The organism is Achromobacter mucicolens, from assembly GCF_029866465.1.
GTDB lineage: Bacteria > Pseudomonadota > Gammaproteobacteria > Burkholderiales > Burkholderiaceae_B > Achromobacter > Achromobacter mucicolens.
Window position 1 is genome coordinate 1,302,516 of the sequence record NZ_CP123364.1, and the last position, 13,097, is coordinate 1,315,612.

Annotated in this window: 15 protein-coding genes; 12 read left to right on the forward strand and 3 right to left on the reverse strand. The window is 65.0% G+C overall.

Annotation, left to right across the window (positions count from 1 at the left end; genetic code table 11):
- Positions 1-375: 375 nt before the first annotated feature.
- From QEP15_RS05875 to msrQ, 4 genes are all read left to right on the forward strand, one after another.
- The gene (locus tag QEP15_RS05875) at positions 376-1,338 is read left to right on the forward strand and encodes an RluA family pseudouridine synthase (protein WP_371825564.1); all 963 of its coding nucleotides are present in this window, start codon (positions 376-378) and stop codon (positions 1,336-1,338) included.
- A gap of 1 nt (position 1,339) precedes the next feature.
- Positions 1,340-2,002 (forward strand): HAD family hydrolase, encoded by a 663-nt coding sequence (locus QEP15_RS05880; protein ID WP_142050309.1) that lies wholly within the window; start codon positions 1,340-1,342, stop codon positions 2,000-2,002.
- Between the two features lie 184 nt (positions 2,003-2,186).
- Complete coding sequence (gene msrP / locus QEP15_RS05885) at positions 2,187-3,149, forward strand: protein-methionine-sulfoxide reductase catalytic subunit MsrP (protein WP_217617730.1); 963 nt, start codon at positions 2,187-2,189, stop codon at positions 3,147-3,149.
- Between the two features lie 10 nt (positions 3,150-3,159).
- Positions 3,160-3,807 (forward strand): protein-methionine-sulfoxide reductase heme-binding subunit MsrQ, encoded by a 648-nt coding sequence (msrQ, locus tag QEP15_RS05890; RefSeq protein WP_217617729.1) that lies wholly within the window; start codon positions 3,160-3,162, stop codon positions 3,805-3,807.
- A gap of 13 nt (positions 3,808-3,820) precedes the next feature.
- Here msrQ and QEP15_RS05895 read toward each other — a convergent pair whose 3' ends face one another.
- Genes QEP15_RS05895 through QEP15_RS05905 form a run of 3 tightly spaced genes read right to left on the reverse strand, consistent with a single transcriptional unit; the run spans position 3,821 to position 5,918 of the window.
- Positions 3,821-4,606 (reverse strand): N-acetylmuramoyl-L-alanine amidase, encoded by a 786-nt coding sequence (locus QEP15_RS05895; protein ID WP_152383696.1) that lies wholly within the window; start codon positions 4,604-4,606, stop codon positions 3,821-3,823.
- Positions 4,607-4,608: 2 nt separating this feature from the next.
- Positions 4,609-5,319, reverse strand: a complete 711-nt coding sequence (locus tag QEP15_RS05900; RefSeq protein WP_152383697.1) for an SAM-dependent methyltransferase — start codon at positions 5,317-5,319, stop codon at positions 4,609-4,611.
- The gene (locus QEP15_RS05905) at positions 5,316-5,918 is read right to left on the reverse strand and encodes a Maf-like protein (RefSeq protein ID WP_152383698.1); all 603 of its coding nucleotides are present in this window, start codon (positions 5,916-5,918) and stop codon (positions 5,316-5,318) included. The genes QEP15_RS05900 and QEP15_RS05905 overlap by 4 nt, the downstream gene beginning before the upstream one ends.
- Positions 5,919-5,990: 72 nt before the next feature.
- Here QEP15_RS05905 and QEP15_RS05910 point away from each other — a divergent pair, with 72 nt between their 5' ends.
- The 8 genes from QEP15_RS05910 to fabF all read left to right on the forward strand — a co-directional run bounded on the left by QEP15_RS05910 (position 5,991) and on the right by fabF (position 12,708).
- Positions 5,991-6,728, forward strand: coding sequence for a YceD family protein (locus tag QEP15_RS05910; RefSeq protein WP_217617728.1), 738 nt, complete (start codon positions 5,991-5,993; stop codon positions 6,726-6,728).
- Between the two features lie 52 nt (positions 6,729-6,780).
- Entirely contained in the window at positions 6,781-6,963 is a 183-nt protein-coding gene (rpmF, locus tag QEP15_RS05915; protein WP_006218037.1) for a 50S ribosomal protein L32, read from the forward strand.
- Between the two features lie 59 nt (positions 6,964-7,022).
- Positions 7,023-8,090 (forward strand): phosphate acyltransferase PlsX, encoded by a 1,068-nt coding sequence (plsX, locus tag QEP15_RS05920; protein WP_056321895.1) that lies wholly within the window; start codon positions 7,023-7,025, stop codon positions 8,088-8,090.
- Positions 8,090-9,076: a beta-ketoacyl-ACP synthase III gene (locus QEP15_RS05925; protein ID WP_056321898.1), complete on the forward strand. Its 987-nt coding sequence runs from the start codon at positions 8,090-8,092 to the stop codon at positions 9,074-9,076. The genes plsX and QEP15_RS05925 overlap by 1 nt, the downstream gene beginning before the upstream one ends.
- A 96-nt stretch (positions 9,077-9,172) precedes the next feature.
- Positions 9,173-10,108 (forward strand): ACP S-malonyltransferase, encoded by a 936-nt coding sequence (gene fabD, locus QEP15_RS05930; protein ID WP_056321901.1) that lies wholly within the window; start codon positions 9,173-9,175, stop codon positions 10,106-10,108.
- Positions 10,109-10,111: 3 nt separating this feature from the next.
- Positions 10,112-10,864 carry a 3-oxoacyl-ACP reductase FabG gene (gene fabG / locus QEP15_RS05935; protein ID WP_056321905.1) on the forward strand — a complete coding sequence of 251 codons (753 nt, stop codon included), beginning with the start codon at positions 10,112-10,114 and terminating at the stop codon, positions 10,862-10,864.
- A gap of 191 nt (positions 10,865-11,055) precedes the next feature.
- Positions 11,056-11,295: an acyl carrier protein gene (acpP, locus tag QEP15_RS05940; protein WP_003813816.1), complete on the forward strand. Its 240-nt coding sequence runs from the start codon at positions 11,056-11,058 to the stop codon at positions 11,293-11,295.
- A gap of 183 nt (positions 11,296-11,478) precedes the next feature.
- Entirely contained in the window at positions 11,479-12,708 is a 1,230-nt protein-coding gene (gene fabF / locus QEP15_RS05945; protein ID WP_056321908.1) for a beta-ketoacyl-ACP synthase II, read from the forward strand.
- Positions 12,709-13,097: the final 389 nt, after the last annotated feature.

A 13,097-nucleotide genomic window follows, 5' to 3' on the forward strand; every position in this document is an offset into this window, starting at 1 on the left:
TGGGGCACGGGGTTCTTTCAGCAGGAGGGTCAGCTTCACTGAATGTGGTTTGACGGAGTTGTGCTGGGGAACGGCAGCTGCGGTCGGATTGGTTGCCTACACGCAGCTGGTGCTTTAAATATGCGACGATTCTTGCAGTGCTTCAGAGCCGCTTGCGGCATGCAACGGACCTGCCGGAAAAGCGGGCAAGATGAATGCCACACCACTATTCCACAGGGCTCGGTTGCGCCGGCGACCAAGAGACCCAGGGGTTGAATGAGCAGGCAGTACAATGGCGGCCCGCGCGCTCGACGGAGTTGCGTGTTGGTTGCATCTCTACGCCAGGCGGCTTGTTCAGCCCCTTTAGGCTGTCCCGATTATATGTCGCTTTCCGCAATGCGCAAAGAAACTTCCTCCCCTGTATCCGCCTCTAAAGCAGCCCCCGTCGTCCGCATGGTCGAAGTGGGCGCCGAGCACGCCGGCCAGCGCCTGGACAACTTCCTCATGCGGCTGTGCAAGGGGGTGCCCAAGACGCATATCTACAAGGCCATCCGGGGCGGCGAAGTGCGCGTCAACAAGGGACGCATCCAGGTCGATTACCGGGTGCAAGAGGGCGATGTGGTCCGCATTCCGCCCTTGCGCCTGCCCGACCCCGGCAAGCCCCGGCCCGTGCCCGCGGCCGAATTCCCCATCGTGTTTGAAGACGATGCGATGCTGGTGGTGGACAAGCCCGCCGGCGTGGCGGTCCACGGGGGCAGCGGCGTGTCGTTCGGCGTGATCGAGCAATTGCGCGCGGCCCGTCCCCAGGCAAAGTTCCTGGAATTGGTGCACCGGCTGGACCGCGAGACCTCCGGGCTGCTGATGGTCGCCAAGAAGCGCAGCGCGCTGTTGGCCCTGCACGCCATGCTGCGCGAGGGCCGGAGCGACAAGCATTACTTCGCGCTGGTCGAGGGCGACTGGGTGAACGATCGCCAGCACATCAAGCTGTCCTTGTCCAAATGGACCACGCAGTCGGGCGAGCGCCGCGTCAAGGTGGACCCGGACGGGCAGGCGGCGCACACCATCGTCACGCTCAAGCAACGTTTTGGCGGTTACAGTCTGGTCGACGCCGAGCTGCGCACCGGGCGCACGCACCAGATCCGCGTGCATCTGGCCGCAAGCGGCTTTCCCATCGTCGGCGACGACAAATACGGCAGTGACGACGTGCGGGCGCAATTTGCGCGCCAAGGCTTCAACCGCATGTTCCTGCACGCCCACAGCCTCACCCTTCCTCACCCCCTGACGGGCGAGGTCATGACACTGACCGCCGAGCTGCCGCCTGCTTGCCGGAACATACTGAAATCACTGGAGTCTGCCTGATATGTCGTATTCGCTGGTCGTTTTTGACTGGGATGGCACCCTGATGGATTCCACGCACAGCATCGTGGCCGCCATCCAGGGCGCGTGCCGCGACCTTGAGCTGGCGGTGCCGTCCGCCTCCGAGGCCAGCTGGGTCATCGGCCTTTCCCTCGAAAGCGCATTGCGACGTGCTGTCCCCGAATTGACGCAGGCCATGTTGCCGCGCTTTCTTGAGCGTTATCGCACCCACTACCTGCTGCGCGATCCCGAATTGCGCCTGTTCGAGGGCATCAACGAGTTGCTGACCGACCTGGCCAACCAGAACGTGCGGCTGGCGGTCGCGACGGGCAAAAGCCGCGTCGGTCTCACGCGCGCGCTGGCCGCCACCGGCCTGGGCCCCCTTTTTGACGCCACCCGCACCGCCGACGAGACCTTCAGCAAGCCGCATCCGGCCATGTTGCACGAATTGATGCAGGAGCTGGACGTGGATCCGTCGGGGGTCATCATGGTTGGCGATACCTCGCACGATTTGCAGATGGCCTGCAATGCCGGCGTGCACGGGCTGGGCGTTACCTATGGCGCGCATACCTTGAAAGAGCTTCAGGGGTGTGCCCCCCAAGCCGTGCTCGACTCGGTTCCGCTGATGCGTGAGTGGCTGATGCCGCGAGTTGTCGCACGCGGCTAGCCGGTTGCAGGCAAGGGGCGGCAGGAACGTCCGCCCGGCAGGCAAGTCTATCTGGAAGGTTCGCCGCGTGCATTGCGTGGGTGTTTCATGTTGCAGGCCGGCGCCGTGGAATAACTTGGTCCCGTCCATCGTCCATGATTGATGCGGGGCGCGCGCAAGGCGCGCTGCCATACCGGAGATTACGATGCTGATACGCAAACCCGACGACGTTCTCCCTTCCGAGATCACCTCCGAGGCGGTGTGGCGATCCCGCCGCGACCTGATGCTGCGGGCCGGCGCCGCCGCAGCGGCTGTAGGGTTATCCGGCTGGGCAACGCGCGCCGCGCGTGCCCAGGAGGCCGGTGCGCTGCCCGGCAAGCCCAGTCCCGCGTTCAGCGTCATGGACAAGCAGACGTCGCTGTCGGATGTCACGTCCTACAACAATTACTACGAGTTCGGCGTAGATAAGGGTGATCCGGCCAAAAATGCCGGCAAGTTGCAGACGCAGCCGTGGACCGTCAGCGTCGAGGGCGAGGTCAGCAAGCCCCGCACCTTCACCATCGAAGATCTGCTCAAGCTCGCGCCAATGGAAGATCGCGTGTATCGCCTGCGCTGCGTCGAAGGCTGGTCGATGGTCATTCCGTGGGTGGGTTATTCCCTGTCCGAAGTGCTCAAGCAGGTGGAGCCGACCGGCAACGCCAAGTATGTCGAGTTCGTCACTGCCGTGCAGCGGGAAAACATGCCCGGCGTGCGTACGGCCATCCTGGACTGGCCCTACGTGGAGGGACTGCGCCTCGATGAGGCCATGCACCCGCTGGCGATGCTGGTCTTCGGGGTCTATGGGCGCGTGCTGCCCAACCAGAATGGTGCGCCGCTGCGGTTGGCCGTGCCCTGGAAATACGGTTTCAAGTCCGGCAAGTCGCTCGTGAAGATCCGGCTGGTGGAAAAGCCGCCGGTGACCTCGTGGGTGAAGTCCGCGCCCCAGGAATACGGCTTCTACGCCAATGTGAACCCCAACGTCGCGCATCCTCGCTGGAGCCAGGCCACCGAGCGGCGCATCGGCGAGGACGGCCTGTTCAGTCCCAAGCGCAAGACCTTGATGTTCAACGGCTATGGCGACCAGGTGGCATCGCTCTATCAGGGCATGGACCTGAAGGCCAATTACTGAGGGCGCCTCCATGTCTGTGACGCCCCGCGCGGCCTCGGCTGCGGCTTACCCGAAGGCGCAGCTATCGGCCCGCACCGTCGGGCGCTTCAAGCCGCTGCTGTTTCTGCTGGGCATCGCGCCCTTCGCGCGCTGGATATGGCTGGGCGTGAACAATGGGCTCACTGCCAATCCCGTGGAATTTCTGACCCGATCCTCGGGGACCTGGGCGCTGGTCTGCCTGCTGGTCACGCTGGCGATCACGCCGCTGCGGCGATTGACGGGCCAGCCCGCGCTGGTGCGCGTGCGGCGCATGTGCGGGCTGTTTGCATTCTTCTACGCCGCGCTCCATTTCATGGCCTGGGTGTGGTGGGATCGTGGTTTCGATCCGGCCGCAATGGTGCGTGACATCGCCGAACGTCCCTTCATCATGGTGGGATTTTCGGCCTTCGTGTTGATGGCGGCCCTGGCTGCAACGTCGACGCAGTGGGCGATGCGCCGGCTGGGAAAACACTGGCAGACGCTGCATCGGGCCATCTACGCGATTGGCCTGCTAGCCATCTTGCACTACTGGTGGCATAAGGCCGGCAAGAATGACCTGACAGAGCCGGCAATCTACGCCGCCGTGTTGGCGGTGCTGCTGGGGTGGCGCCTCGCCACCTGGTGGCGGCGGCGGGCATAGGGCGGCAGCGAGGCTACAGGATGGCCAGCATGATGGCCGCGGTTTCTGCGTCGGGCTGGCCGTCGTGCAGGGCAGGGCGATAGTGCATCTGGAAGGCGGCCAACGTGTTGATCGTTGCGCGGTCCAGCACGCCGTCCTGGGGGCAGGCGTAGCCTAGCCGCTGAAGCTGCTTCTGAAACCACGCGATATCCGGAACGCCTTGAGTCTGCAGGCGCGCCAGGTGCTCGGCCGCGCCGGCCTCGTTGTACCAGCGTCCTATCCCCGCATCCGCCAGCGACTTCCAGGGAAAGAGGGGGCCGGGGTCCACCTTGCGTTGCGGCGCGATGTCGCTGTGGCCCACCACGTTTTCCGGGGCGATGTTGTGCCGTTGGACGATGTCGCGCAACAGGATGGTCAGCGCCCGGACCTGGCGGCTGTCATAGGGATGCCAGACGCGCTCGCCGTTGCTGCCCTCGGTCCAGCCGGGATTGACGATCTCGATGCCAATGGACGTGCTGTTCATCGCGATGTTGCCGTACCAGGAGCTGGCCCCGGCGTGCCACGCGGCGCGGTTTTCGTCGACCAGCCGGTACGCGCGACCGTCCAGGTCGATCAGGTAGTGGGCGCTGACTTTGCCTTTGGACAGCAGGCGCAGCGACTCGGCATCGTCGACCGTGGTGTAGTGCACGACCACGGACCGCACCCGGCTGCTCTGGCTGGCGGCGGTGATGGAAGTGTCCAGATCGAGGCCGGCGGGGCCGCGCGCGGCGCAGCCCGCCAGGAGCGCCGCGGCAAGCAGCGTGCAGGAAAGGCGGATCATGGTCAGCGGGCCAGGTACAGGAACAGCGTGGGCAGCTTGTCCAGCTGGGGCGCGGGCAGCTTTTTCCAGTCGGCCACCGTGTGCGTGACCACCCATTCGTCCGCCGTCGTCATCGAGCGTGCCACGCAGAGCTTGGTGTCGCCCTTCAGGGTGGCGATCAGCGTGGCGAACATCGCGGCATTGCGGTAGGGCGTTTCGATCAGGAGCTGCGTCTGGTTGTGGCGGGCAGAGTGCTGCTCCCAGGCGCGCAATTGCTTGGCGCGTTCGCCGGGGTCCACGGGCGCGTAGCCATGAAAGGCGAAGCGCTGCCCGTCCAGGCCGCTTGCCATGAGGCCCAGCAGGATGGAAGAGGGTCCCACCCAAGGCTTGACGGGGATCCCCAGGCGATGGGCCGCGTCCACGACCTTGGCGCCGGGGTCGGCGACGGCCGGGCAGCCCGCCTCGGAAACCAGCCCGATTTCCGCGCCCCGCCTGGCCGGCTCGAGCCATGCCTTGATCTGCGCGGCATCAGCCATGTCGGTCAGGGTGTGGATGGTGATTTCCTGCAGCGGCCGGGTGGTTCCGACAAGCTTCAGAAAGGCCCGCGCCGTTTTGGCGTTCTCGGCGATATACGTGTCCAGCCGGCCGGCCAGCGCGCGCACGTCGGCGGGCAGCCAGCGCTCGGGCGGGGCTTCGCCCAGGCTGACGGGAATCAGGTGCAGGGCGCCGGTCATGCGGGCGCTCCGGGGGCGTCCAGCGGATCCAGTCCGAAAGTGGCCAGCATGCGCGTCAGTTCGATCAGCGGCAGGCCTATGATGGCGGTGGGATCGTCGCTCTGGATGCTTTCCATCAGGGCAATGCCCAGGCTTTCCGCCTTGGCGCTGCCTGCGGTATCGTAAGGTTCCTCGGCCCGCAGATAGGCGTCGATGGCATGGTCGGACAACTGGCGGAAGCGGCAGCGGGTAATGACGTCGGCCTTTGCCACCCGGTCGCCATCGGTCACGGCAAGCGCACTGTGAAATTCCACCATCCGGCCCGACAGGGCGCGCAACTGCGCCTGTGCCCGCGCGAAGTCGCCCGGTTTGCCGATTGGGGTTCCATCCACGGTCGCCACCTGGTCAGAGCCGATCACGATGCTGCCCGGGTGGCTGGTGGCCACCGCCATTGCCTTGGCAACGGACAGGCGCAGCGCCAGTGCCTCGGGGGTTTCGCCGGATTGTGGCGTTTCGTCTACATCGGGGGAAATCGCGGTGAAGGGCAGGCGCAGGCGCGACAACAGTTCTTTGCGGTATCGCGAGCTGGACGCGAGGATCAGGCTAGGCTTTGAGGGCATGCGGCATTTGACGGTAATACGTAAGTCACAGTATTATCTAACGTTTTGCGGCATTTTTGCAGGAACATCAACATGACACCGAAGGGAAAGCCTGGCGACTTGAGTCGCCGCGCGGACGGATCGGCCGGTGCTCGTGTGAATGCAGCACCGGCGGACAAAGCTCTGGCCGACAAAGCCTTAGCCGACAAAGCACTGGAAGCCGCGCCCGTGGATACCGGTGTAAAGCGCATCGACGCCTTTGCCTTTGCTCGACTGGGCAAGAGCGCGCAGGGCGCCATCGCCTTGGTGCGGCTTGGCCGCGTGGTTGACGGCTTGCCCGAGCAACCGCTGGGCGAAGCCGGGCTTGTGACCTGGTCCGTGCAAGGCGAAGAAGGCAAGACCGGCTTGCTGTTGGGCCAGCCGATTTTGCGCCTGCATGTGCGGGCCAATCCGGTGGTGATGTGCCAGCGGTGCAATGTGCCGTTTGCCTATCCGGTGGACAGCGAAGTCGTGCTGCAACTGGTCAAATCCGAAGACGACCTCGACGACGATCATTCCTTTGCCGATCACGGCGACGATGACGACGACGAGGGCGACGAAGGCGTAGGAAGGGATTCTGTGGCCCACCTGCCTGAAAAGGTGGTGGGTTCGCATCATTTTGATCTGTTGGCCCAGATCGAAGATGAGCTCATTCTGAGCATTCCGTATGTGCCCAAGCATGATGTATGCCCGGGCGCGCAGGCCAAGGCCAGCGAAGCTCCTGAAGAGGAGCCCGCTGTCAAGCGTCCGTCGCCGTTTGCGGTGCTGGAACAACTGAAGCACAAAGATTGAGATCAACATCGGGCCGCATCGCGTACAATGCGCCCCGTTTCTAGGAGTCATCATGGCCGTTCAACAAAACAAGAAGTCCCCCTCCAAGCGCGGTATGCACCGTTCGCACGATTTTCTGGTGGCCCCGTCGACCGCCATCGAACCCAACACCGGTGAAACGCACCTGCGTCACCACATCAGCCCCAACGGCTTCTATCGTGGCCGCAAGGTCCTGAAGACCAAGGCCGACGAATAAGGCCCCCGGGCCGAACTCGTACTCGGACCATTTCGGCTGAGCGCTGATACCTGGCACCCGTGATACGCATCGCCATAGACTGTATGGGCGGAGACTTCGGTCTGCCCGTCACGATTCCGGCTGCGATCGAGTTCGCCCGGCAATTTCCGGACACCCGGCTATTGTTGGTCGGGCTTCCCGACGCCATCGAAGCGGCGCTCGCCGAGCACCGCAACGTGGCGCGCGATCGCATTGAGATCGTGGCGGCTTCCGAAGTCGTCACCATGGACGACCCGGTCGAGGTCGCCCTGCGCCGCAAAAAAGACTCCTCCATGCGCCTCGCTGCCCAGTCCGTCAAGGATGGGCGGGCGGACGCCTGCGTTTCCGCGGGCAACACCGGCGCCTGGATGGCCATTTCCCGTTATGTGCTCAAGACGCTGGACGGCATTGACCGCCCGGCGATCGCCACGTCCATTCCGAACCAGACGGGCCGCGCCACCACGGTGCTGGACCTTGGCGCGAACGTGGACTGCACGGCCGAGCACCTGCTGCAATTCGCCATCATGGGCGCCGCGCTGTCGCAGGCGGTGGACCATCGCGACAACCCCACCGTGGGTTTGCTGAACATTGGCGAAGAAGTCATCAAGGGCAACGAAGTCGTCAAGGAAGCCGCCGAGCTTCTGCGCGGCAGCCCGCTGAACTTCTACGGCAACGTCGAAGGCAATGACATCTTCAAGGGCACGGTCGACGTCGTCGTCTGCGACGGCTTTGTCGGCAACGTCGTGCTCAAGTCCGTCGAAGGACTGGCGAAGATGCTGTCCAGCATCATTCGCGAAGAGTTCAAGCGCAATCTGATCACGCTGATCGCCGGCGCGGTGGCCAAGCCTGTGCTGAACCGCCTGCGCAACCGCGTGGACAACCGCCGCTACAACGGCGCAGCCTTGCTGGGCTTGCGCGGCGTGGTCATCAAGAGCCACGGTTCCGCGGACGTTTACGCCTTCGGTTTTGCCTTGCAACGCGCCCGCGAAGCCGTAGTGAGTAAACTGCTGGAGCGCACCGCGCAGACGGTCGCTCAAATTACCAAGCGCGTTCAATCCGGCGATCGCCCCTCGGCGGCGTCGCCCAACGTGGCTGGGGATACCGCTTGATGGATACCGCAATGAAATACTCCGTGATCGCGGGCACCGGCAGCTTCCTGCCGGAACGCGTGGTTTCGAATGACGAACTGGCTGCGGAACTGGCGACGCGCGACATCGCCACCTCGGACGAATGGATTGTCGAGCGCACGGGCATCCGTCAGCGCCATCTGGCTGAGCGTGGGGTGACCACCAGCCAGCTGGCCACCGAGGCCTCGCGCCGCGCGCTGGCCGATGCGGGCGTCGACGCTTCCGAAATCGACCTCGTCATCGTGGCCACGTCCACCCCCGATTTCGTGTTCCCCAGCACGGCTTGCCTGGTGCAGGCCAACCTCGGCGCCAAGGGCTCGGCCGCGTTCGACGTACAGGCCGTGTGCAGCGGCTTCGTCTACGCGCTCACCACCGCCGACAGCTTCATCCGCGCGGGCCGCGCGCGCTGCGCGCTGGTGATCGGCGCCGAAGTGTTCTCGCGCATCCTCGACTGGAACGACCGCAGCACCTGCGTGCTGTTCGGCGACGGCGCAGGCGCCGTGGTGCTCAAGGCGTCCGACAAGCCCGGCATCATGGCCGCGCAACTGCATGCCGACGGCAGCCAGATGAAGATCCTGAGCGCGGCCGGCAACGTGGCCTATGGCGACGTCACGGGCGATCCTTTCCTGCGCATGGACGGCCAGGCCGTCTTCAAGCAAGCCGTCACCGTCCTGGACCGCTCCGCACGCGACACCTGCGCCGAGGCCGGCGTCACCGTTGCCGACGTCGATTGGCTGATCCCGCATCAGGCCAACGTGCGCATCCTGAATTTCCTTGCCCGCAAGCTGGACGTGCCGGTCGAGAAGGTCGTCATCACCGTCGACAGTCACGCCAACACGTCCGCGGCCAGCGTGCCGCTCGCGCTCGATGCCGCGCGCCGCGACGGCCGCGTCAAGCCGGGCCAGCTCATCCTGATGCAAGGCGTCGGCGGCGGATTCACCTGGGGCTCGGTACTGGCCCGCATGTAAGGGCGTGCCCGGGCTGCGGCGGCACGTGTGCCGCCGGCGGCCTGAGAGCGCGCCTGGCATCCCACTCAGACACTGAATCAATCCACACGCTCAATCATGAAAATCGCTTTTGTCTTTCCTGGCCAGGGTTCGCAAGCTGTCGGCATGCTGGACGCCTGGTCCGGCGTGGCGGCGGTCACCGACACCGTGGCGCGTGCCTCCGAGGCCCTGGGGCAGGACCTGGGCGCGCTGATCGCGCAGGGGCCCGCGGAACAACTGAACCTGACCACCAACACCCAGCCGGCCATGCTGACCGCTGGCGTGGCGTTCTACAACGCATGGGTGGCCGCGGGCGGCCGCAAGCCTGATGTCGTGGCCGGCCACAGCCTGGGCGAATACGCCGCGCTGACTGCCGCGGGCTCGCTGACGCTGGAAGACGCCGTGCGCCTGGTGCGCGTGCGCGCCGATGCCATGCAGGCCGCCGTGCCGGTCGGCACCGGCGCCATGGCCGCCATCCTCGGCCTGGACGACGATGCCGTGCGCGCCGCGTGTGCGCAAGCCGCGCAAGGCGAAGTCGTCGAAGCCGTCAACTTCAATGCGCCGGCGCAAGTCGTGATCGCCGGCCACAAGGCCGCCGTCGAACGCGCCTGCGAACTGGCCAAGGCCGCCGGCGCCAAGCGCGCCTTGCTGCTGCCCGTTTCCGCGCCGTTCCATTCCAGCCTGCTCAAGCCGGCCGCCGACGTGCTGGCTGGCGCGCTTGCCAGCGCCGCCGTGTCCGCGCCGCAGGTGCAGGTCATCAACAACGTCGATGTGGCCTCGCCCACGGAACCCGGGGCAATCCGCGATGCGCTGGTGCGCCAGGCGTGGCATCCTGTGCGCTGGGTCGAAACCCTGCGCGCCATGAAGGCGCAAGGCGTCACGCACGTCATCGAGTGTGGTCCCGGCAAGGTGCTCGCCGGCCTGACCAAACGCATCGACCCCGAACTCACCGGCCTGGCCATCACCGATCCCGCTTCGCTGGAAGCGGCTTTGGCTGCCGTCAACGGAAACTGATCAATGGACAACACCTCGACCGAACTGCAGGGCAAGATCGCGCTCGTCACGGGCGCCACGCGCGGCATTGGCCGGGCGATCGCCCTGGAACTGGCCGCACGCGGCGCAACCGTCGTCGGCACTGCCACGTCCGAATCGGGCGCGGCGGGCATCACCGAAGCGCTGGCGCCGTTTGGCGGCCGCGGCGTGGTGCTCGACGTGACCGACGCTGCCGCTTGCGACGCGTTGATCGACGCGTTGGGTAAGGAAGGCGGCGGTCCGCACATCCTCGTCAATAACGCCGGCATCACCCGTGATACGCTGGCGATGCGCATGAAGGACGACGACTGGTCGGCGGTCATCGACACCAACCTCGCGTCGGTCTTCCGCCTGTCGCGCGCCGTGCTGCGCAGCATGATGAAGGCTCGTTGGGGACGCATCATCAATGTGACTTCCGTGGTGGGTTCCAGCGGCAACGCGGGCCAAGCCAACTACGCCGCCGCGAAGGCCGGCGTGGCAGGCATGTCCCGTGCGCTGGCGCGTGAACTGGGCAGCCGCAACATCACCGTGAACTGCGTGGCCCCTGGCTTCATCGATACCGACATGACGCGTGCGCTGGGCGAAAACCAGACCGCGGCGCTGCTGCAGCAGATTCCGCTGGGCCGTCTGGGCTCTCCGACTGACATTGCGCATGCCGTGGCCTTTTTGTCCGGGCCTCAGGCGGGTTACATTACCGGCACCACCCTGCACGTCAACGGCGGGATGTACATGCAATAAATCACGAATCGCGCGTCGCCGCCGGGCAACCGGCAAGGCGGGGCGCGATTCTCCGGAAACGCCGCACATGGTCTTCCCGCGCCGCTCTCGGCGACAGAACAAATGCGCGGTGTTATTTTTGTCACGGTCAGGCGTTGCATCACTCCGCGCTTGGCTATAATTCGCGGGATTTTTCCCAATTGGAGATCTGCATGGAAAGCATCGAACAGCGCGTCAAGAAGATCGTCGCTGAACAACTTGGCGTCAACGAAGCCGAGATCAAGAACGAGTCCTCCTTCCTTGACGACCTCGGTGCCGATTCGCTCGACATGGTCGAACTGGTCATGGCCCTCGAAGACGAATTCGAGACCGAGATCCCCGACGAAGAGGCCGAAAAGATCACGACCGTGCAACAAGCGATTGACTACATCAATTCGCACGGTAAGCAGTAAGCTCAGCCTATATCGTCCTGGTTGCCCGATATCGTCGGCCAACCTGGAATCAGGGCGGTTTCAGGAGTGCCGTGTGGTCCACCGGCAGGCAAGGCGTTATAACGCCTCGCCTGCCTTCATGTGGTCCACACGCGCAGCGCATCCCGAAAACCGCCTTTCTTTTGTCTGTTTGAGGAGTCATCCGTGAAGCGACGTGTCGTCATCACCGGCCTGGGTATCGTTTCCCCCGTAGGAAATGATCTGACCACCGCTTGGGACAATATCGTCAACGGACGTTCTGGCATCAGCCGCATCACCCGTTTCGATCCCTCGGCCATCACCACCCACATTGCTGGCGAAGTCAAAGACTTCGACATCAGTACCTATATTTCGGCCAAGGAAGCCCGCCAGATGGATACGTTCATCCATTACGGCCTGGCTGCCGGAATGCAGGCCTGGCGCGATTGCGGCCTGGAAGTCACCGAAGAAAACGCCGAGCGTATCGGCGTGATCGTGGGGTCCGGCATCGGCGGTCTGCCGCGCATCGAAGAAACCCAGGTCGAGTACCTTGCCAAGGGCCCGCGGCGCATTTCGCCGTTCTTCGTGCCGGGTTCGCTGATCAACCTGATTTCCGGGCATCTGTCGATCGCCTATGGCATGAAGGGCCCCAGCTACGCCGTGGTGTCGGCCTGCACGACCGGCCTGCACTGCATCGGCGATGCTGCCCGCCTGATCGAATACGGCGATGCCGACGTCATGGTGGCCGGCGGCGCCGAGTCGACCGTGTCGCCGCTGGGCATCGGCGGCTTTGCCGCCATGCGCGCGCTGTCGACCCGCAACGATGACCCTCAGACCGCTTCGCGTCCCTGGGACCGCGATCGCGACGGCTTTGTGCTGGGCGAGGGCGCAGGCGTCCTGGTTCTGGAAGAGTACGAGCACGCCAAGAAGCGCGGCGCGCGCATCTACGGTGAACTGGCTGGCTACGGCATGAGCTCCGACGCTCACCACATCACCGCGCCGGACAAGGACGGCCCGCGCCGCGGCGTGATCAACGCGCTGCGCAACGGCGGCCTGAATCCCGAAGACGTCCAGTACGTCAACGCGCACGGCACGTCCACGCCGCTGGGCGACAAGAACGAAACCGATGCGCTGAAGCTGGCGTTCGGCGATCACGCCAAGAAGCTGGTGGTCAACTCGACCAAGTCCATGACGGGCCACCTGCTGGGCGCGGCCGGCGGCATCGAAGCCGTGTTCACGACCTTGGCCGTCTACAACCAGGTCTCGCCTCCGACGATCAACATCTTCAATCAGGATCCGGAATGCGATCTGGATTACTGCGCCAACGAGGCGCGGCCGATGAAGATCGACGTGGGCCTGTCCAATTCGTTCGGCTTTGGCGGCACCAACGGCTCGATGGCCGTTCGCCGGGTCTGATTTGGAAGGCTCGGTCGGGGGGCGCTGGTCATTCCGCGTGCCAGTCTCGCCGCCCAGGAGCGCCGTCGCGCTCTTCGGGCTGGCCCTGGCCGCGGCCGTGGCCTGCGTGTTGACGGCGGCGTCCTGGCACGGTCATGCCTGGATGGCCGCCGCGTTGCTCGCGTTTCTGTTTCTGTTGGCCGGGCTGTTACACTCGGCACGGAGCACCCCGTCCCCGGTAACGGCGCTACGCACCGCGACCGGGGCTGACCATTGGCAGCTACGCTGGCCGCAAGGCTGGCAGGATGCGCTGCTGCTGGATCAGCAAAGGGGGCCAGCGTGGCTGACGCTTGTCTTGCAGCCCTTGCCCACCGGGAGTACGGCCTTTACCACCAGCAAAATCACCCTCA